Origin of the sequence: Pantoea sp. JK, from assembly GCF_026130245.1 — a bacterium.
Taxonomy (GTDB): domain Bacteria; phylum Pseudomonadota; class Gammaproteobacteria; order Enterobacterales; family Enterobacteriaceae; genus Pantoea; species Pantoea trifolii.
This window is the reverse complement of the sequence record NZ_JAINFN010000001.1, coordinates 242596-261286: the sequence shown is the minus strand read 5'-3', so window position 1 is coordinate 261286 and position 18691 is coordinate 242596. Positions and strand designations below refer to the sequence as shown.

The window sequence follows — 18691 nt, the reverse complement described above, 5'->3', positions numbered from 1 at the left end:
CAATATGAAAGATAATGTGATTCCCGCTTTCCGTCGCGGCTACCGCATGCAGTGGGAAGCGGCGCAAGACAGCCATGTGGTGCTCTATCCTGAAGGCATGGCCAAGCTGAACGAAACTGCGGTGGCGATCCTCGAACTGGTGGATGGCAAACAAGATGTGGCGGCGATCGTTGCCACGCTGGATGCGCGTTTCCCGGATGCGGGCGGCGTCGGCGATGACGTTAAAGAGTTCCTGCAATCAGCCATCGAACAAAAATGGATACAGTGTCGTGAACCCGAGTAAAAGCGTGACGCCGCCGCTGTGGCTGCTGGCAGAACTGACCTATCGCTGCCCGCTGCAGTGTCCGTATTGCTCCAATCCGCTGGATTTTTCCCAGCAGGAGAAAGAGCTGACCACCGAACAGTGGATTGAGGTGTTTCGTCAGGCGCGCGCCATGGGCAGCGTGCAGCTCGGTTTTTCCGGCGGCGAACCGCTGACGCGTAAAGACCTGCCGGAACTGATTCGCGCCGCGCGCGATCTCGGTTTCTACACCAACCTGATCACCTCCGGCATTGGCCTGACGGCGAAAAAACTCGACGCCTTTGCTGACGCCGGGCTCGATCATATTCAGATCAGTTTCCAGGCCAGCGATGAAACGCTTAATGCCGCGCTGGCCGGGTCGAAAAAGGCTTTCCAGCAAAAGCTGGAGATGGCGAAAGCGGTGAAAGCACACGGCTATCCGATGGTGCTGAACTTTGTGCTGCATCGCCACAATATCGACCAGATCGACAAAATCATCGATCTCTGCATCGAACTGGAAGCCGACGATGTTGAGCTGGCAACTTGCCAGTTCTACGGCTGGGCGCAGCTCAATCGCGAAGGTTTGCTGCCGACGCGCGAGCAGATCGCCAACGCTGAAGCGGTGGTGGCCGATTATCGTCAGCGCATGAGCGCCACCGGTAATCTCACCAATTTGCTGTTCGTGACGCCGGATTACTACGAAGAGCGCCCGAAACCCTGCATGGGCGGTTGGGGATCGATCTTCCTCAGCGTCACGCCAGACGGCACCGCGTTGCCGTGCCACAGCGCGCGTCAGCTACCGGTCGAGTTCCCGTCGGTGCTGGAACGCACGCTGGACGATATCTGGTACAACTCGTTTGGTTTCAACCGCTATCGCGGCTTTGACTGGATGCCGGAACCCTGTCGCTCCTGCGAGGAGAAAGAGAAAGACTTTGGCGGCTGCCGTTGTCAGGCCTTTATGCTGACCGGCAATGCGGATAACACCGATCCGGTGTGCAGCAAATCGCCGCATCATGGCAAGATCCTCGAAGCACGGCGTGAAGCCAACTGCAGCGACATCAAAATCCAGCAGCTGCAGTTCCGCAATCGCAGCAACTCCGAACTGATCTTCAAGCAGCGCGTTACCTGATGAACACGCGCCAGCTAACGCTTGCCAACGGCCTGCGCTGCCATCTTTATCATCAGCCCGACGCGCGTGAGGCGGCTGCGTTGGTGCGCGTGCAGGCCGGCAGTCTGGATGAAGCCGATCGCTGGCCGGGTTTGGCGCATCTGCTGGAACATCTGCTGTTCTGTGGCAGCGAAAACTTTAACGGCGAGCATCGCCTGATGCCCTGGCTGCAGCAGCAGGGCGGCCAGGTGAATGCCACCACGCAGTTGAGCCGCAGCGCCTATTTCTTTCAGCTCCCAGCTTCAGCATTGTCTGCAGGCGTGCAGCGGCTGTGCGATATGTTGGCGTCCCCGTTGCTGACGACGCGGGCGATTCAGCAGGAAGCAGCGGTGATTGAGGCAGAGTATCAACTGCTGCAAAACCATATCGACACGCTGAGTGAAGCGGCCATCGTAGATAAGCTAAAGGGACGCTTTCAGCGCTTTCGCGTCGGCAGTCGGCGTGCGTTTGGTGACAATGTCACGGAGCTGCAATCCGCATTACATGATTTTCATCGCCGGTTCTATCGCGCTGAAAATATGGAGCTTTGGCTGCAAGGATCGCAATCACTTGATGAGTTAGCACAGCTGGCGACGCGCTATGGCGGCAGCTTGCTGGCGGGCGGAGAACGCGCTGCGGCTGTTAAACCTGCGCTGCTGCCCGGCGATCGTTTGCTGCAATTAGGCGGTGAAGAAAATTTCTGGCTGACGTTATTGATCGCGGGCGATGAACAGACGGTACGTGACAATGTCACCTTGCTTAAGGTGTTTTGGCAAGACGAAGCGCCGGGCAGTTTGCTGGCGCAATTGCGGGCTAAGGCGTTATGCGAGACCTTTGATGTGCAATGGTTATGGCAAGATGAACAACATGCCTTACTGGCGCTGCGTTTTAGTGCCGGGCGTATTTCATCGGCACAGGCGCAACAGCTTGAGCAACGCGTTTGGCAGCATCTGGCGGCGTTAACTGCATGCAATGCGATTCAGCTGCAGCACTATGCGCAACTCGCGCAGCAGAATTTCGCGGCTTTGTCGCCGCTGGAACAGTTGCGCGGCCGCGCGTTCGGCTTCGCGCCTGGCTCAGCGGTTACTGAAAACTTCACGGATTTTTCCGCCGCGTTGCCGCAATGGCCGTGTACGCGTCTGCTCACCCAGCAGCACGTCGACGGCGCACCGCATCAGACGCAGGGCTTTCCCCTGCAGCTGGCTGAATGGCTGCCGGCATTGCCGGATGCGGCACAATCCGCAGCGTTTCACTTTTATCCCACCTCAGCCGACTTTCAGCTCCCGCGTCTTCCGCCCGTGGCGCAGCCGTTGCCGCTGATTGCGCCGGTAAAACAGGTTGAGACATTGCTGCTGCGTCCGGCGTTTTATCAAACCTTGAGCGATGAAGACGCGCAGGCGCGGCAGCGCCAGTTGCGGCCAGTGCTGGCGGAACTTCGCCACGTGGGCGGCAACGGCAGTTGGCAACAAACGCAGGGAAGCTGGCAGCTGCTGCTCAATCTGCCCGCATCCGAAGAGCGCGCGTTGTTAAGCGTGCATCAGGCATTACGGGCGCTGAACAAGCCGGTGCAGGCACAATCCGCAGCGACAACGCACTCTATTGTGATTCGTCAGCTGCTCGCCGCTTTGCCAACTTGTTTGATTAAGCCATCGCCATCGCCGCAATGGCTGGCGGCATGGTGCGGCACCCATAGCGCGCTAAGCCAGCGCGTGGCGCATCTGCTCAGCGATTTTGCTCCGGATCTGGCGCGCGACACGCCGCCCGTACAACTGCAACGCGGCATTGTGCCCATCGACTGCGACGGACCCGATCAGGCGCTGTTGCTGTTTATGCCGCTACCGCAGGCCGACGATGCCGCCCTGGCTGCTTTACGCGTGCTGGCGCTGATGCTGGAAACGCGCTTCTTCCAGCGGCTGCGCGTGGATCAGCAAATTGGATATGTGGTGTCGGCGCGTTATCAGCGGGTGGCGGATGTGGATGGCTTAATGCTGGCACTGCAATCGCCGGATATCACCTGGCGCGCGTTGCTCGGGCACTGCAAACGCTTTATGCGTGAGATGGTTGCCGAGATCGCAGCAATTTCCCCGGAAAAGCTGGCGGCAATGCAGGCAAGCTTAATGACGCAATGCGCAAGCAAAGACAATGGCGATGCCGCACTCGACACCCTGCGCCAGCAGCACGGCCTGGCGACGCTCAATCGTGCTGCCATTCAGTCACTCACGCTGCCGCAGCTTCAGCAACTGCACCAGCGTCTGCTGCGCGAACGGCATCGTTGGTTGATTTTGGTGACCAGGTACGCATGAATGCGCACCCTACGAAACCCCGATGCTACATCTCCCGCCAAAACTTCTTCTTACTGGTTTTGCCAATCCCCGGGTTACAGCTGTTGGTCGGATCAAGTTGTTTCCAGTGCTCGACATGTTCACACGATGCCTGATAGAGGTGTCCGACATTGTGCTCGGCGGGATACTTCGCGCCGCGCTGCGCCAGATAGCGCTTCACCTCTTCCTTAAACACTTTCGCGTCGTAGCCCGGCTTCAGCACGTAATCCTGATGATTGACGAAGCAGAAGAAGTGCCCGCAGCACGAATCAACCTGCACCTGCGCTGCCAGATGATCCGGCAGCGTCAAACGCCACGCGTCATCATTGCGGCGCAGCGCCACGTCAAACGCCACCAGCCGTTCGTTGGGGTTGTAGCCCAGCGCATCGCAGTAGGAAATGGTGCAGCCGCCGACGCCGAAACGCACTAAAAATGCATCCGCCGCTTCACGCGCATTGCAGAGGAAAAAGCCGCCTTGCTGCTCAGCAAAGAACTGCTGTAACAAGCTTAGTAATTCAGCGGTTTGCGGCGACTCCACTTTGATCATCAGATGATGTTGATACTCGTTGCGGTAATCCATGATGCGCGGCGCGATAAAGCTCGGGGTTAGCTGGTTGAAAAATTGCAGCACCCGATCAACAAAATTGCGCGGCAGGAATTTCAGGTGGCTGACGCGCACATCCCATTTGGCTTTATTGGCCATCATCTGCGGAATGGCCTGCGGACCCAGTTTGCGTATCGCCAGATACATATGTTTGGCGTAGCGCACGGTTAAATCGAAGGCGTTGCGATGGATATATTCCGCCTGCAGCGGCAGCTCGCTCATCCTGGTTAACAGGAAACGGCGCAGCGCCACCAGCACGCTCTCATCGTTAGTGCCGATGTAGAAAGTATCGCTGCCGGTGCTGGCTTCAAAGGTCGGCAAGCGCACGGCGAACACCACCACTTTACCGGCGCTGCCTGAGCTGTCGTGCAGGTAACGCAAATCGCCATTGAAGCGTGCAGGGGAATCTGCGGCCACATCTCGCAGTCGGTCGGCATAATCATCCGCCCAGATTTTTCCCTGCCAGTCGGGTTGCTCACCGGTTTGATACCGTTGCTGCGTCAGGTTTTCCAGCATCACTTCAGGTGTGTCGCCCAACTCGATGCCGAGATGGTTGACCATCTCTAAACGCCCATCGTTGTGAATGCGGGCGAACAGGGATTTTTCGGTGAAAGCGGGGCCGCGCCGAATCAGCGAGCCACCGGAATTATTGCAGATGCCGCCGACCACCGACGCGCCGATGCAGGACGAGCCAATCACCGAGTGCGGCTCACGACCCAGCGGCTGCAAGGTGTGCTCCAGTTCGGTCAAGGTGGTGCCAGGGAAAGCAATCACCTGACGCGCCTGATCAATCACCTGCACGCCTTTGAGCTGGCGGGTACTGATGATCACAATATCGCGGTCATAATCATTGCCGTCGGGCGTTGAGCCGCCGGTAACGCCGGTATTCGACGCCTGCATCAGCACAATGGCATCATGCGCCACGCAAACCTGCAGCGTCTGCCACAGCTGCAACAGCGTTTGCGGTAACGCCACCGCCAGCGCTTCACCGCGTCCGACGCGGAATCCCTTTATGTACCAGGCTTTATCATCCGCATGGGTTAATACCTGCTTCTCGCCAACCACCTCTGCTAACTGACGCAACATATCCTTCTGCATGCTCACTTTTCTCTTCTTTATTTTTATCTGCCACGGTATTGGACAAGTGCATCGGCATTGAGTCAATCCTTCACTGGCCCTGATGCATAAATAACGCACGTAATCATTATCCCTTTATCTGATGCGGAATAAGCCTCATGAACCGATAAAAATGCGCGGGAAATCACAAAATAGATCGAAAGAAAAACAGCGAGTAAGGTGTTTATTTAAGTCACCGGTTTTACTACGCAAAATAAATATAAACCTATGATTTTATTTGTTATTAATGATTTAAGGTGAAAAGTGGCGTGTGATTTATATCACAGAATTTAGCCTGAATGGGATGCTGTCAATGATCTCACTCGGGGAATTCATCGCAAAACTGTGACATTCGTTGCAAATAACAATGTCGTTAATCGGAAGAATGAATTCCAGACGCACAGCATGAAGGATGATGACAATGAGAATTGGCATGGTGATCAGTGGTGGCGATGTCACCGGGATTAATAACTTTGTGTATCAAATATCGCGCTTAACCCAGGCGGAAATGGTGTTATTTAACGGTGGCATTCCGGGATTGCTGGAAAACAATCACCAGGAAATATCCCAGCGCGATTTAGTGGATTACGCCATCGCCGCTATTCCGGTAATGCAATCGGGACGAACCAGCAGAAAATTAATTCGTCCGGAATATGAAACCATCGCCAAACATCTTAAGTCGCTGCGCATCGATGTATTAATTATGGCGGGAGGCGATGGCTCATTACAATTCCTGCATACGTTAAGCGAATTTGGCGTTAACTGTTTTGGCGTCGGCATGACCATCGATAACGATGTGTTTGGCAGTGATTACAGCATCGGTTTCTCCACCGCCTGCGAGCAGGTTTTAAAAGAGGTGGCGAAATTACGCAATACCGGCCGCGCCTTAACCGGTCGTGTGTTTATGGTGGAACTGCTGGGCGGTTATTGCGGGGAATTAACCTTGCAGTCGGCGATCAAATCCAATGCGGATTTCGCGCTGATCCCGGAATGCCAGATTGCACCACAAGAGCTGGCCGAGCGCATCACGCAGCGGCTGGCGGCGCAGAACAGCGTCATTATTTTGTGCTCAGAAGGCTACACCCGAGAATATTCGCCGGGCTTTCAGGGCGCTATCGATACGTTAATTAAACAAATTGAACCGTTAATTGGTGTGCGTATTCGTAAAGCAATTATCGGTTATGGCCTGCGTAATGGCGATCCTACCTGTGAAGAGATTTATCAGGGCACCATTATGGCCAGTGAAGTCGCGCGTTGTATTCAGTCGGGAATGCGCAACAAAGCGGTGATTATTAATGGCAGTAATCGACCGATTCCGATTGATTTAATAAGCATGAAAAAACGCCTGGTCGATACGGAAGGGCATCATTATAAACTCGCTAAACAACTGCAAATTCTGTGAGGAAATAGCCATGCTGAAAATATTATGTGTCTGTGGATGTGGTTTGGGTTCAAGCTTTGCGATTGAGATGAGCGCCAAGTCAGTATTAAAGAAACTCGAAATTGATGCTGATATCGATCACACCACCATTTCTGAAGCCAACGCCTTTAAATCCGACATGATTTTAACTCAGAAAGCCTTTGCTGATGTGTTAAATGCCGATGCCAGCCCGGAACAGATCAAACGGGTGATTATTCTCAATAAGCTAACCGACAAAGCGGAAATTGAAGAGAAAATCGTGGCGTTTATGAAAGAACGTAACTTAAAGGTTGCTAATCATGAATAGTGTGATCGACTTCCTGGTAAAAGACTTATTGGGGCAGGCATCAATATTGATCGCCTTTATTGCCCTGATTGGTCTGCTACTGCAAAAAAAATCGGCGGGCAAGGTGGTGGAAGGCACCTTTAAAACCCTGCTTGGTTTCTTAATTATGATGGCCGGTATCAACATTATTGTCGGTACGCTGACCTTCCTGAACACCATTTTCACTCACGGTTTTGGCATGCAGGGTTATATCACCGACGTTGCCGCCATTGCCGGGTTAGCAAACCGCGAGCTGGGTTCTGAAGTGGCGCTGACGCTGTTGGTGATCTTTATCGTCAACATCATCATTGCGCGTCTGACACCGTTCAAATACATCTTCCTGACCGGTCAGGCGCTGCTGTGGATGGCGACCATCGGTGCGGTGATTGGCTATAAAGCGGGGCTGACAGGCTTACCTCTGATCCTTACCGGCGGCATCTTTGGCGGCATTATGGCGGTTGTGATGCCTGCGCTGGCACAACCGGTGGTGCGTCGTATCACCGATTCCGACGACGTGGCGCTCGGTCACTTCTGCACCATCGGCTACCTGCTGACGGCGGCGGTGGCGAAGGTGGTGGGCAAAGGTTCGCGCTCCACGGAAGACCTCAAACTGCCCGACAACTTTAAATTCCTGCAGGACACCTATCTGTCGATGGCGGTGGTAATGGTGCCGATGTACCTGATTCCTGCAGTCGCCGCCGGTCCGGAATTTATCGGCCAGTACAGCAACGGCATGAACTATCTGATGTACGCCTTTATGCAGTCGATTCAGTTCGTGTGCGGTGTGTTCGTGCTGTATAGCGGCGTGCGTCTGCTGCTGAACGAACTGGTGCCAGCTTTCCGCGGCATTGCCATGCGTCTGGTGCCGGATGCGAAACCGGCGCTCGACTGCCCGGTGATGTTCCCGTACGCCCCGAACGCGGTGATCGTCGGCTTCCTCGCCACCACGCTGGGTTCGGTGGTGGGCATGCTGGTGTTCCCGATGTTTGGTCTGGCGATGATTCTGCCAGGTCTGCTGACCAACTTCTTTGCCGGTGGCACCGCAGGCGTGTTTGGTAATGCGCTCGGCGGTCGTCGCGGGGCGATGATCGGCGGTTTCGTGCACGGTCTGTTCATCACCTTCCTGCCGGCGATTCTGGTGCCGATGCTGGAAAGCTACGGTTTTACCGGCGTCACCTTCAGTGATTCGGATGTCATCAGTACCGGTTTGGTGCTCGGCCATGCCTTCCAGAATAACTGGCTGTTCGTCGCGCTGTTTATTGCCTTTATTACTCTCATCGCCTGGTTTGTTAACGGAAAATCCACCAAGTCTAAATCCCATGAGGAAAAGCTCCATGAAACTTTATAACTTTACCGATCTGTTACAGGTGGCTAAAGAACGTGAATTTAAAGCGCTCGGTTCCTTTAATTTGCACTGTCTGGAAATGCTGCCCGCCTTTTTTAAAGCAGCGGAGAAAACTAACAGTCCATTAATGATTCAGATCTCAACCGGTACAGCGAAATATCTCGGACATAAATTATTGGTGGATGCCATTCGCTCACTGTCGGAAAGCCGTAATGTGCCGACCTGTTTGCACCTCGATCACTGTTCGGATTTAGACGCGATTCAAACTGCGCTGGATGCAGGCTTCAGTTCAATTATGTATGACGGCTCACATTTGCCGATTGAAGAGAACATCGCCAATACGCGTCGTGTTATTGATATGGCGCGCCCGCTGGCGGTATCAGTGGAAGCGGAACTGGGTGCGATTGGCGGCTCGGAAGATGGCAAAGAAGTGGAAATGAACGATGCGGCCTTTACCACCGTCGATGAAGCCAAACGCTTTGTCGATGAAACCGGCGTCGATATGCTGGCCATCTCCATCGGTACCGTGCACGGCTTGTATACCGGCAAAGCGCATATTCAGCATCAGCGCCTGGCGGATATCACCGATGCCACTAAAACGCCGCTGGTGCTGCACGGCGGAACCGGTGTTAGCGATGAGGATATGCGTCTTGCGGTGCGCAGCGGCATTGAGAAGGTCAACGTCGGCACCGAGATGAATGTGCAGTGGGTCGCAAACTGCAAGCAGACGTTTGAAAAGGGCAAGGTTAATGACAGCGTGCGTAATTTCCTTGTGCCGGCCAACGATGCCGTAACCAATGTGCTGGTAGAAAAGATTCAGCTGTTCCGCTAATTCCGACTCACTCATGACGTAATAACCTGAGGTGCCCGGCGCCATTCGGGGCAGGAGACGCTATGTTTGGATTCTTGAAAAAGGGCTCCGATAATAAGAGCCAGGATTCACAGGAAATAGATCTTCAGGCTGAAACCATCAGCGGAAAAATAAGCGAGCTGGAACAACAGTTAGCCAATAATCCGCAGGCGACAGAGACGCAAAAACAATTAATGCTGGAATATAATCGTGCATTAAATATCTTTGCGAAAAGCCGCCGCTTTCGTCAGGAAATTGATCCGCTGTTTGTCAAAATCGATGAACTGCGCAACACCATTCGCAAATCATTTTAAGGAGGCAGTATGAGTATTAAACAGCTGCTGCAGGAGGCAAGTGCGATTCAGGTGGGGATCAGCGCCAGGGATTGGCGCGAGGTGATCGCGCTGGCGGCGCTACCGCTGGTGAACGGCGGTTACATCAAAGCCAGTTATCCGGAAGCGGTGATCGCCAACACGCTGGAGCATGGCGCTTATTACGTGTTTGAGGAGGGCATCGCCATTCCTCATGCACGGCCGGAAAGCGGCGTGCTGAAAGATTGTTTCAGCATGATCGTACTGGATGAGCCGATTTCGTTCGACGGCAGCGACAAAGCCGACATCGTGATTATGTTCGGTGCGCGTGACAGCAACGCCCACATTGAAGAGGGCATCCGCGCGATTGTCACGCTGCTGGAAGATGAGGAGACGCTGGTGCGCTTGCGCAACGCCAGCAGTGCTGCGGAGGTGATAGAGATCCTATGACAACCGACACTGAAGAGAAGATGGTAGTGCTGGTGAACGGCATTCCGGCTTCCGGCAAAAGCACCCTGACGCGCGCGCTGGCTGAGCAATTCGGCTTTCCGGTGCTGACGTTGGATAGCCTGAAAGAGCCGTTTATGGCCAGCTTTGCGCCGGTGGATCGCCTGCGCAATCGCCAGTTAGGTTGTGCGGCGTATCAGGCGATCTGGCAAGTGGTGGCGCAAGCACCGACGCGCTGCATCTACGTCATTGATGCCTGGTTTGGCTTCCAGCCGAAAGCGGTATTGCAGCAAGGATTGCAACAGGCGGGCGTGACGCGGGTGCTGGAGCTGTGGCTGGCGATCACGCCAGATGACGCTGTGGCGCGTTATCAGGCACGCTTGACCGATCGTATGCCGGGACATCCGGGCGCAGAGTATCTGCCAGAACTGCGCAAGCTGGCGGAAACCGCCCAGCCGATGGCGCTGGGTCCGGTGTTGCAGCTTAACGCGCGCAACCCGGACCAGGCGGCGGCCTGCGCCTGGTTGCAGCGCCAACTGCGGCTGCCAATCAGCGCTCAACCGGCTTTATCGGCCTCGGGTTGAACCCTGTCGGCAGCAGGCTGAACGCGCATCAGCACTGCGGCCGACACCGCCATCGCATGATTCGTCAATGCATCTTCCTCTGCCTGAACCAGGCTTTGTGATTACGCTCACAGAGGAAAGCATGATGAATATCGATCTACACGGAAAAACAGCCTTAGTTACCGCATCAACCGGCGGCATCGGTTTTGCCGTTGCACAAGGTCTGGCGACCAGCGGGGCGGAAGTGGTGCTCAACGGGCGCAGTGAAGCCTCGGTGAGTCGTGCGCGCGAGAAGCTCAACGGCCTAGTCCAGGGGGCGAAAATTCATACCTTTATCGCCGATCTCGGCAGTGCGCAGGGCGTTAAGCAACTGCTCAACGGTTTGCCGCCGATCGATATTCTGGTGAATAACGCCGGGATTTACGGTCCGCAGGATTTTTATCAAGTGGATGACGACACCTGGGATGCCTATTGGCAAACCAACGTGATGTCCGGCGTGCGCCTGTCGCGGGCTTTGTTGCCGGAGATGGTGAAACGCGGTTGGGGCCGCGTGGTGTTTATCTCATCAGAGTCAGCACTGAATATTCCCGCTGATATGCTGCATTACGGCGTGAGTAAAACCGCGCAGCTGTCGCTGGCGCGCGGGCTGGCGAAAGTGGTGGCGGGCAGCGGCGTGACGGTGAACAGCGTGTTGCCGGGCCCAACGCTCTCTGATGGTTTTGCCGCCATGATGGAAGACGAAGTGAAGCGCACCGGTAAACCGCTGGAAGAGCTGGCGAAAGAGTTTGTGATGGCCCAGCGTCCGAGTTCGGTGATCCAGCGTGCCGCTACGGTGGAAGAGGTGGCGAACATGGTGGTGTACGTTTGTTCGAAACAGGCGTCGGCGACGTCCGGTGCCGCGCTGCGCGTGGATGGCGGCGTGGTGGATGATATTGTTTAGCCGGGTGCGGTGATTGACCAGGTCGCCATGAATGGCGACCCTACAATGCTCGCACCACAAAGACAAAAGTTTACACAGCAAAGCTTGGTGTTTCTGCTGCAGATGCTTAAAATGCCCGCACTTTTCTCTGAGGCTGCGGCATGACGATATCGCTATCACGCGCAAAATGGATTCTGGCACTGGTTTGTCTGGTGCTGGCGTTTTGTCTCGTCCAGCGCAGCTTCAATTTGCCTTCCGCACCTTTAGCGCAGGTCAGCGCGTCCGCGCAAACTCACAGCAGTGATGATGCCAGCGGCAGTGAAAAACCTTGTGCATTGAGCGCCAAATCGCTCAGTGCCGCCGCACCTATACTCGATACCGCATTGCCTTTCCTGCTGTTGTTGCTGGCGCTGATCGCTACCTTCACACAAACCACCACGTCCGTCGGCTATCGCCGCGCACCGCTGTTTCCGTCTCTGCGACGGCGGCATCTGACCTTCTGCGTCTTCCGGGAATAACACCTGCGCGTTACATCGCGTAAACCCTGTTATTCACTGGAGAATTCACATGACTGTATTGATCAGGAGCCTGCTGCTCCTGCTGGCGAGCTGCGCGATCACTGCGCAGGCGGCAGACACCGGCTGGCTGCGCAATGCGCAAAACAACCATGCCGAAGTGCGCCTGCGCAGCGCCAGCCACAACGATAATCAGCAATTGCTGCTGGATATTCGCCTGCAACCCGGCTGGAAAACCTACTGGCGTACGCCAGGCGAAGGCGGCGTTGCGCCGGAAATCCGCTGGCAAACGCCGGAGGTAAAGGCGCAATGGTTCTGGCCTGCGCCTGAGCGTTTTGACGTTAGCGGCTTGACCACCCAAGGCTACAAAGGCGATATCACGCTGCCGATTGAACTGGCGAAACTGTCCAGTCAGCAGCTCGCAGGAACGCTGACGCTCTCGACCTGTAGCGATGTCTGCATCCTCACTGACTTCCCATTCAGCCTCGATCTGACGCAGCCCGCTGACGCCGATTTTGCCCGCGATTTCGCCGAGGCGATGGGACGCATCCCGGCGGCCAGCGGCTTAACCGATCAACTCGACGCCAGCTTTGTTAATGGCGAATTGCAGATTCGCGCCCAGCGTCAGGGCGGCTGGCAACAACCTGAACTGTTCTTCGATTATCCGCAGGGCAGCATGCTGGCGGCACCGCAAATCAGTGTGAAAGGCGATACGCTCAGCGCGCGGGTGGCGGTCACCGATGAATGGGGTGAAGCGGCTCCGGATCTGCGCGGCAAAACGCTGTCGCTGGTGGTGGCCGATGGTGGGATTGCGCAGCAAAGCACGATTCATATTGGCGCAGAAGTGTTGGTATCCGGAGATGGCGCGCAAACCTTCTGGTCGGTGCTGCTGCTGGCGTTGCTCGGTGGCCTGATCCTTAATCTGATGCCGTGCGTGTTGCCGGTGCTGGCGATCAAGCTCAGCAGCCTGGTACAGCAGCAAGGGCAAACGCAGCGTCAGACACGGCAGCAGTTTCTCGCCTCCAGCGCCGGGATCATTTTCTCCTTCCTGCTGCTAGCGCTGCTGATGACCGGACTGCGGCTCAGTGGCCAGGCGCTTGGCTGGGGCATTCAGTTCCAGAGCAGCGGCTTCCTGCTGGTGATGGTGTTGGTGATGTTCCTGTTCAGCGCCAGCCTGTTTGATTTGCTGCATTTCCGCTTGCCGTCAGGTTTGAATACCAAACTGGCGACGCAGGGCGGCGACGGCTTGCTTGGGCATTTCGGCCAGGGCGCGTTTGCCACTTTGCTGGCTACGCCGTGCAGCGCGCCGTTTCTCGGTACAGCGGTGGCTTATGCGCTGACGGCACCGCTGCCGCAGCTGTGGCTGCTGTTTGTCGCGCTCGGCGTCGGCATGAGTTTGCCGTGGCTGCTGGTGGCGGCGTTGCCGGGCATGGCCCGCTGCCTGCCGCGTCCGGGGCGCTGGATGGTGCATCTGCGCAGCGTGCTCGGCCTGTTTATGCTGCTCGCCACCTTCTGGCTGGTGACATTGCTGGTACCGCATTGGGGCAGCACCTTCGCGCTGGTGCTGGCGGGCGTGTTACTCGCGGTGTTGTGTGGTTGGCTGGTGAAGCGACGCGCGTTGCAGCAGGCGGGCGTGGTGTTTATCACTCTGACGCTGGCTGGTGCGCTATTCCTAATGACGCGCATCACGCCGGAAGAGGAGACGCTGCACTGGCAGCCGCTGACCGAAGCGGCGATCCATCAGGCACTCGAGCAGGATAAACGGGTGTTTGTCGATGTCACCGCCGACTGGTGCATCACCTGCAAAGTGAACAAATCCCGCGTACTGAATCAACCCGATGTGCGTGCTGCGCTGAAAGCCGATGACGTGGTGCTGCTGCGCGGCGACTGGACGCAGCCCGATCCTGCCATCGGTGAATTCCTGCGCCGCCGCGACCGCGTGGCGATCCCTTTTAACCAAATTTATGGCCCGGCACTGCCGCAAGGCCAGATTTTGTCACCGCTGCTGAGTCGTGAAGCGGTGATCTCCACTCTCTCTGAGGCGAAAAAATAATGAAGAAATCCCTGTTACTGCCACTGATGTTCCTTGCCATGCCTGCACTGGCGGCCGCGCCTTTTACTCCTGAGCAGGAAGCGCGCATTAAAGAACTGATCCGTGAAACCCTGGTACAGAATCCGTCGATTCTGGCTGAAGCCGCTGATGCGTTTGATAAAGAAGCGGCGCAACAGCAGCAAAATGTGGTGGCGCAGATGGTGAAGAAAAACCACGATGCGCTGTTCAATGATGCCGGTTCACCGCGCATTGGCGCTGAAAAACCGGCGCTGACGCTGGTCTACTTTACCGATTACAACTGCGTGTTCTGTAAGAAGTTTGAAGCCGATATCGAAAAACTGCTGAAAGCGTATCCGCAGGTCGCGGTGGTGATTAAGCCGCTGCCGTATCGCTCTGAAACCTCACTCACCTCGGCGCGTCTGGCGCTCACCGTGTGGGAGCAGCAGCCAAAAAACTTTCTCAAGCTGCATGAGCGTTTGATGGCGAAAAAGGGCAATCACGATACCGCCAGCATTGACGCGGCGCTGGATAAAACCGGCATCAAGCTGAAAGAGCCAAGTAAAGATAGCCTCGACACCATTAACAGCAACCTGACGCTGGCGCAGCAGCTCGGCGTACAGGGCACGCCAGCCACACTGGTGGGCGACCAGATGATCAGCGGCGCGGTGCCGTATGAGCAGCTGGAAGCGGCAGTGAAAGGCGCGCTGAAGGCGAAACAATGAATCGATTAAAGCGCTGGCTACGTGAGGCGCTGCTATTAGTGCTGATTGTCGCAGCGGCGCTGTGGGGCATGGATTGGCTGCGTGCACCGCAGCTGCCTGCCGACCTGGCGCAACAGCCGCTCACCTCGCTGCAAGGCGAGGTCAATCTGGCGGAGCTCAGTCAGGATCGGCCATTGCTGGTTTACGTCTGGGCAAGCTGGTGCGGCGTATGCAAACTCACCACGCCAACCTTAGCGGCGATGAGCCAGCAAGGTTACAAGGTGGCGAGCGTGGCGCTGCGATCCGGTAACGATACGCGCGTAGCAACCTGGCTGGAGAAGAAAGGGCTGCAAGGCGTGGCAATCAATGATGAGAGCGGGGCGATCGGCCAGCGCTGGGATATTCAGGCCACGCCGACCTTTATCGTGCTGCATCAGGGCAAAGTCATCAGCACCAGCAGCGGCTGGACCAGCGCTTGGGGGCTGAAGCTGCGCCTCTGGTGGGCTTCCCGCTAGTCTCTCTGGCGGCACGTTACGGTGCCGCCAGAAAATCCTCGCGCTGCGGCGTAAAGGTATCCAGCAATACGCCCGCTTCCAGACACACGCAGCCGTGCACAATGTTCGGTGCTTTATAAAGCGTATCGCCGGCGCTGACTTCTTTGGTTACGCCATCAATGGTGAAGGCAAAACGTCCGGATAGCACGTAGGTGAGCTGCTCATGCGGATGGTGATGCAGCGGACCGACCGCGTTCTGCTCAAAAGTGACTTCCACCGCCATCATGGTGCCGCCGTGCGCCAGAATTCGGCGCGTTACGCCGTTACCTAGATCGTCCAGTTGGGTTGCGCTTTTATAGATAAACATGGTTTCTCCTTGCAGGTTGCATCGTCAATGTGTGACTTAACTCACAGTCAAAAAGGCATTTAAAGGCTGCATTTTAACGATCTTTGATTAAAATGAAACGGTGTTTCAATTTAATCTGAGGATGGATCATGAAAATCGCTTTGATGATGGAAAACAGCCAGGCTGCGAAGAACGCAACGGTGTTGAAAGAGCTTCAGTCTGTGGCGCAACCGCTCGGGCATCAGGTGTTTAACGTCGGTATGAGCGACGAACAGGATCACCATCTTACCTATATTCACCTCGGCATCATGGCCAACGTACTGCTTAACAGCAAAGCGGTGGACTTCGTGGTTGCCGGTTGCGGTACCGGCCAGGGTGCGCTGATGTCGCTGAACCTGCATCCCGGCGTGGTTTGCGGCTACTGCATCGACCCGGCAGATGCCTATCTGTTTGCGCAAATCAACAACGGTAATGCGCTGTCGCTGCCGTTCGCCAAAGGCTTTGGCTGGGGCGCGGAACTGAACCTGCGTTTTATCTTCGAAAAAGCTTTCACCGGCGAAAAAGGGCACGGTTATCCGCCAGAGCGCAAAGAACCGCAGGTGCGCAACGCGGGTATCCTGAACGAAGTGAAAGCGGCGCTGCTGAAAGAGAATTACCTCGATTCGCTGCGCACCATCGATCCTGAACTGGTCAAGACCGCAGTAAGCGGCCCGCGCTTGCAGCATTGCCTGTTTGAACATGGGCAGAATCAGGAAATCGTGGGTTTTGTGCGTGAACTGACGCAGTAATCAATACGGTTTGAGCGAAGCCAGGGAAACCTGGCTTTGTTGTTTTTTCACTTCCAGATTTGAAATCTCATTTTCCCCATCACACGATGACCAAAATTGTAATATCCTCGCAGGTCACGCTTAATTTCATCGTTGTAGCCGTCTGGTAAATATCAGCAATCATCAAGGGAGAGACGCATGGCAGGTTATCAGCCGCCTTACACCATCACGCCAACCATCCTGAATCAGGTGATTGAAGTAGGTGAATTACTAGGCCGCTGGGCTGCTCAGGCAGAACAATCTTCACCGCTTTTGCGTAAAGAGAATCGCATTCGTACCATTCAGGCTTCACTGGCGATTGAGCACAACAGTCTGTCAACCGAGCAGGTGACAGCGATCATGGAAGGCAAGCGTGTATTGGCTCCGGCTAAAGATATTCAGGAAGTGCGCAACGCCATTCTGGCTTATGAAAAGCTCAATGACTGGCAAAGCGCAAAACTAGCCGATTTACTGGCGGCGCATCAGTTGCTAATGATGGGACTGGTCGATGCGCCGGGTCAATTACGTAATGGCAATGTTGGGGTATATCGCGAACAGCAACTTATCCATATGGCACCACCGGCGAACCAGGTTTCACGCCTGGTGGGGGATTTGCTCAATTGGCTAAAAAACACAGATATTCACCCGTTAATTGCCAGCTCTATCTTCCATTATGAATTTGAATTTATTCATCCTTTCAGCGATGGCAATGGACGCATGGGAAGATTATGGCAAACATTAATTCTCAGTGAATGGCGTCCTGAGTTCGCCTGGCTTCCGGTTGAAACGCTGATCCATAATCAGCAACAGCATTATTATCGCGTTTTAGGCGAATGTGATCGGGCCAGTGATTGCACTCCGTTTATCGCTTTCATGCTGGAAAAGTTGATTGAAGCATTGGAGGAAGGTATTGGTTTGCACTCTTCTTCAACCGACATCTCGACATTAGAAATGTCGGAGAAAGTGTCGGAGAAAATGTCGGAGAAAAAAAATGCTAAACTTCCTGCCACCGCCGTAAAAATATTTGCTGCCCTAAGTAAATCACCTGATATGACCATTGCTGATCTGACTCAGTTGTTGGGCGTGAGTAGCAGAACCATTGAGCGTAATTTAAAACTCCTCCAATCACATCATCGGCTGGAAAGAGTGGGGGCGGCTAGGGGCGGCTATTGGCGAGTTATTTGATAGGGTGAGCTTTGCATAAACTCATTCTACTACTGCGTGCGTTTCGGTCACCATAAATGGCGACCCTACAAAGGACTGGCGCGTTTTTCGTAGGGTGCGCATTCATGCGCACCTGCATACATATGCAAATTAATGCTTAACTGAGCGTCATTACGCCATCAATGGCGACCCTACGCCAAAACCCCGTTATCCTGCCGGCTCGCATCCACCAGCATCTGCGTATAGGCCACCTGCGCGCGATTGTGCACCAGCGCATCGACATCCAGCGTCTCCAGCACTTTGCCGTGCTGCATCACCGCCACGCGATGGCACAGATGCGCCACCACGCCGAGATCGTGCGTCACCATCAAGTAGGTTAGTTTCTCCTGCTGCTGCAAGTCGCTGAGCAGATTGAGGATCTCCGCTTGTACCGAAACATCTAGCGCTGAGGTCGGTTCATCCAGCAGCAGTACGCGCGGTTCGAGGATCAGCGCGCGGGCAATCGCTACGCGCTGGCGCTGGCCGCCAGACAGCTGATGCGGATAACGGGTTTGCCATGCGCGATTGAGGCCGACCTTCTCCAGCATGGCGATGACTCGCTGCTGGCGCTGACCTATGCCGTGAATCTGCAGCGGCTCCTCAAGAATATCGCCGATGGTATGACGCGGATGCAGCGATCCATACGGATCCTGAAACACCATCTGCACGCTGCGGCAGCGCTCGCGCGCGATACGATGCTCGAGCGGCACGCCATCGATCGCCAGCTCGCCGTGCCAGTGGGTGAAAAGCCCGGCAAGGCATTTGAGTACCGTGGTTTTACCCGATCCCGACTCGCCGACCAGGCCAAAAATTTCACCCTCGCGAATCGACAAGTTGACGTCGAACAACACCTGATTACGCCGTTCTTCCTCACCAAAACTGAGGTTGAGATTACTGACGCGGATCATCTCGTTCATCATTGCTC

The 18691-nt window shown here is 55.4% G+C and carries 20 protein-coding genes; 17 read left to right on the top strand and 3 right to left on the bottom strand.

Translation table 11 applies throughout. From position 1 onward, the window contains the following. Positions 1-4 precede the first annotated feature (4 nt). The 3 genes from pqqD to pqqF are packed head-to-tail and all read left to right on the top strand — an operon-like array spanning position 5 to position 3730. Positions 5-283, top strand: a complete 279-nt coding sequence (pqqD, locus tag PanJK_RS01275) for a pyrroloquinoline quinone biosynthesis peptide chaperone PqqD (RefSeq protein ID WP_061720121.1) — start codon at positions 5-7, stop codon at positions 281-283. Beyond that, complete coding sequence (pqqE, locus tag PanJK_RS01270; RefSeq protein ID WP_265296851.1) at positions 270-1409, top strand: pyrroloquinoline quinone biosynthesis protein PqqE; 1140 nt, start codon at positions 270-272, stop codon at positions 1407-1409. Before pqqD ends, pqqE begins: the two co-directional genes overlap by 14 nt. Further along, the gene (pqqF, locus tag PanJK_RS01265; RefSeq protein ID WP_265296850.1) at positions 1409-3730 is read left to right on the top strand and encodes a pyrroloquinoline quinone biosynthesis protein PqqF; all 2322 of its coding nucleotides are present in this window, start codon (positions 1409-1411) and stop codon (positions 3728-3730) included. Before pqqE ends, pqqF begins: the two co-directional genes overlap by 1 nt. 25 nt (positions 3731-3755) lie before the next feature. On the opposite strand, the gene dld is transcribed toward pqqF, so the two are convergent. Beyond that, the gene (gene dld / locus PanJK_RS01260) at positions 3756-5450 is read right to left on the bottom strand and encodes a D-lactate dehydrogenase (RefSeq protein ID WP_256698405.1); all 1695 of its coding nucleotides are present in this window, start codon (positions 5448-5450) and stop codon (positions 3756-3758) included. Between the two features lie 439 nt (positions 5451-5889). Between dld and PanJK_RS01255 the strand changes: the two genes are divergently transcribed. From PanJK_RS01255 to PanJK_RS01200, 12 genes are all read left to right on the top strand, one after another. Next, entirely contained in the window at positions 5890-6870 is a 981-nt protein-coding gene (locus PanJK_RS01255; RefSeq protein ID WP_265297392.1) for a 6-phosphofructokinase, read from the top strand. Positions 6871-6880: 10 nt separating this feature from the next. Further along, positions 6881-7195: a PTS sugar transporter subunit IIB gene (locus PanJK_RS01250; RefSeq protein WP_008110086.1), complete on the top strand. Its 315-nt coding sequence runs from the start codon at positions 6881-6883 to the stop codon at positions 7193-7195. After that, positions 7188-8561: a PTS sugar transporter subunit IIC gene (locus PanJK_RS01245; RefSeq protein ID WP_008110085.1), complete on the top strand. Its 1374-nt coding sequence runs from the start codon at positions 7188-7190 to the stop codon at positions 8559-8561. The genes PanJK_RS01250 and PanJK_RS01245 overlap by 8 nt, the downstream gene beginning before the upstream one ends. Then, on the top strand, positions 8548-9390 hold the full coding sequence (locus tag PanJK_RS01240) for a class II fructose-bisphosphate aldolase (RefSeq protein ID WP_008110083.1): 843 nt from the start codon (positions 8548-8550) through the stop codon (positions 9388-9390). The genes PanJK_RS01245 and PanJK_RS01240 overlap by 14 nt, the downstream gene beginning before the upstream one ends. A gap of 62 nt (positions 9391-9452) precedes the next feature. Next, positions 9453-9722 (top strand): hypothetical protein, encoded by a 270-nt coding sequence (locus tag PanJK_RS01235; protein WP_008110081.1) that lies wholly within the window; start codon positions 9453-9455, stop codon positions 9720-9722. 9 nt (positions 9723-9731) lie between these two features. Then, positions 9732-10169 carry a PTS sugar transporter subunit IIA gene (locus tag PanJK_RS01230; RefSeq protein WP_265296848.1) on the top strand — a complete coding sequence of 146 codons (438 nt, stop codon included), beginning with the start codon at positions 9732-9734 and terminating at the stop codon, positions 10167-10169. Then, positions 10166-10750, top strand: a complete 585-nt coding sequence (locus tag PanJK_RS01225; RefSeq protein ID WP_265296847.1) for an AAA family ATPase — start codon at positions 10166-10168, stop codon at positions 10748-10750. Before PanJK_RS01230 ends, PanJK_RS01225 begins: the two co-directional genes overlap by 4 nt. A 124-nt stretch (positions 10751-10874) precedes the next feature. After that, positions 10875-11669, top strand: a complete 795-nt coding sequence (locus PanJK_RS01220; protein WP_265297390.1) for an SDR family NAD(P)-dependent oxidoreductase — start codon at positions 10875-10877, stop codon at positions 11667-11669. 140 nt (positions 11670-11809) lie between these two features. Further along, complete coding sequence (locus PanJK_RS01215; protein WP_265296846.1) at positions 11810-12166, top strand: hypothetical protein; 357 nt, start codon at positions 11810-11812, stop codon at positions 12164-12166. A gap of 49 nt (positions 12167-12215) precedes the next feature. Beyond that, entirely contained in the window at positions 12216-14216 is a 2001-nt protein-coding gene (locus PanJK_RS01210; protein ID WP_265296845.1) for a protein-disulfide reductase DsbD family protein, read from the top strand. Further along, complete coding sequence (locus PanJK_RS01205) at positions 14216-14938, top strand: DsbA family protein (protein ID WP_265296844.1); 723 nt, start codon at positions 14216-14218, stop codon at positions 14936-14938. Before PanJK_RS01210 ends, PanJK_RS01205 begins: the two co-directional genes overlap by 1 nt. Next, positions 14935-15432, top strand: a complete 498-nt coding sequence (locus PanJK_RS01200; RefSeq protein ID WP_265296843.1) for a protein disulfide oxidoreductase — start codon at positions 14935-14937, stop codon at positions 15430-15432. Before PanJK_RS01205 ends, PanJK_RS01200 begins: the two co-directional genes overlap by 4 nt. Positions 15433-15448: 16 nt before the next feature. Here PanJK_RS01200 and PanJK_RS01195 read toward each other — a convergent pair whose 3' ends face one another. Continuing rightward, positions 15449-15778 (bottom strand): cupin domain-containing protein, encoded by a 330-nt coding sequence (locus PanJK_RS01195; RefSeq protein ID WP_265296841.1) that lies wholly within the window; start codon positions 15776-15778, stop codon positions 15449-15451. Positions 15779-15906: 128 nt separating this feature from the next. Between PanJK_RS01195 and PanJK_RS01190 the strand changes: the two genes are divergently transcribed. Then, positions 15907-16545: an RpiB/LacA/LacB family sugar-phosphate isomerase gene (locus PanJK_RS01190; RefSeq protein WP_265296840.1), complete on the top strand. Its 639-nt coding sequence runs from the start codon at positions 15907-15909 to the stop codon at positions 16543-16545. Between the two features lie 177 nt (positions 16546-16722). After that, the gene (locus PanJK_RS01185) at positions 16723-17748 is read left to right on the top strand and encodes a Fic family protein (protein ID WP_265296838.1); all 1026 of its coding nucleotides are present in this window, start codon (positions 16723-16725) and stop codon (positions 17746-17748) included. A 170-nt stretch (positions 17749-17918) separates the two neighbouring features. On the opposite strand, the gene PanJK_RS01180 is transcribed toward PanJK_RS01185, so the two are convergent. Then, a complete protein-coding gene (locus PanJK_RS01180) occupies positions 17919-18674 on the bottom strand; it encodes an ABC transporter ATP-binding protein (RefSeq protein ID WP_061720157.1) in 756 nt (251 codons plus the stop codon). Positions 18675-18691: the final 17 nt, after the last annotated feature.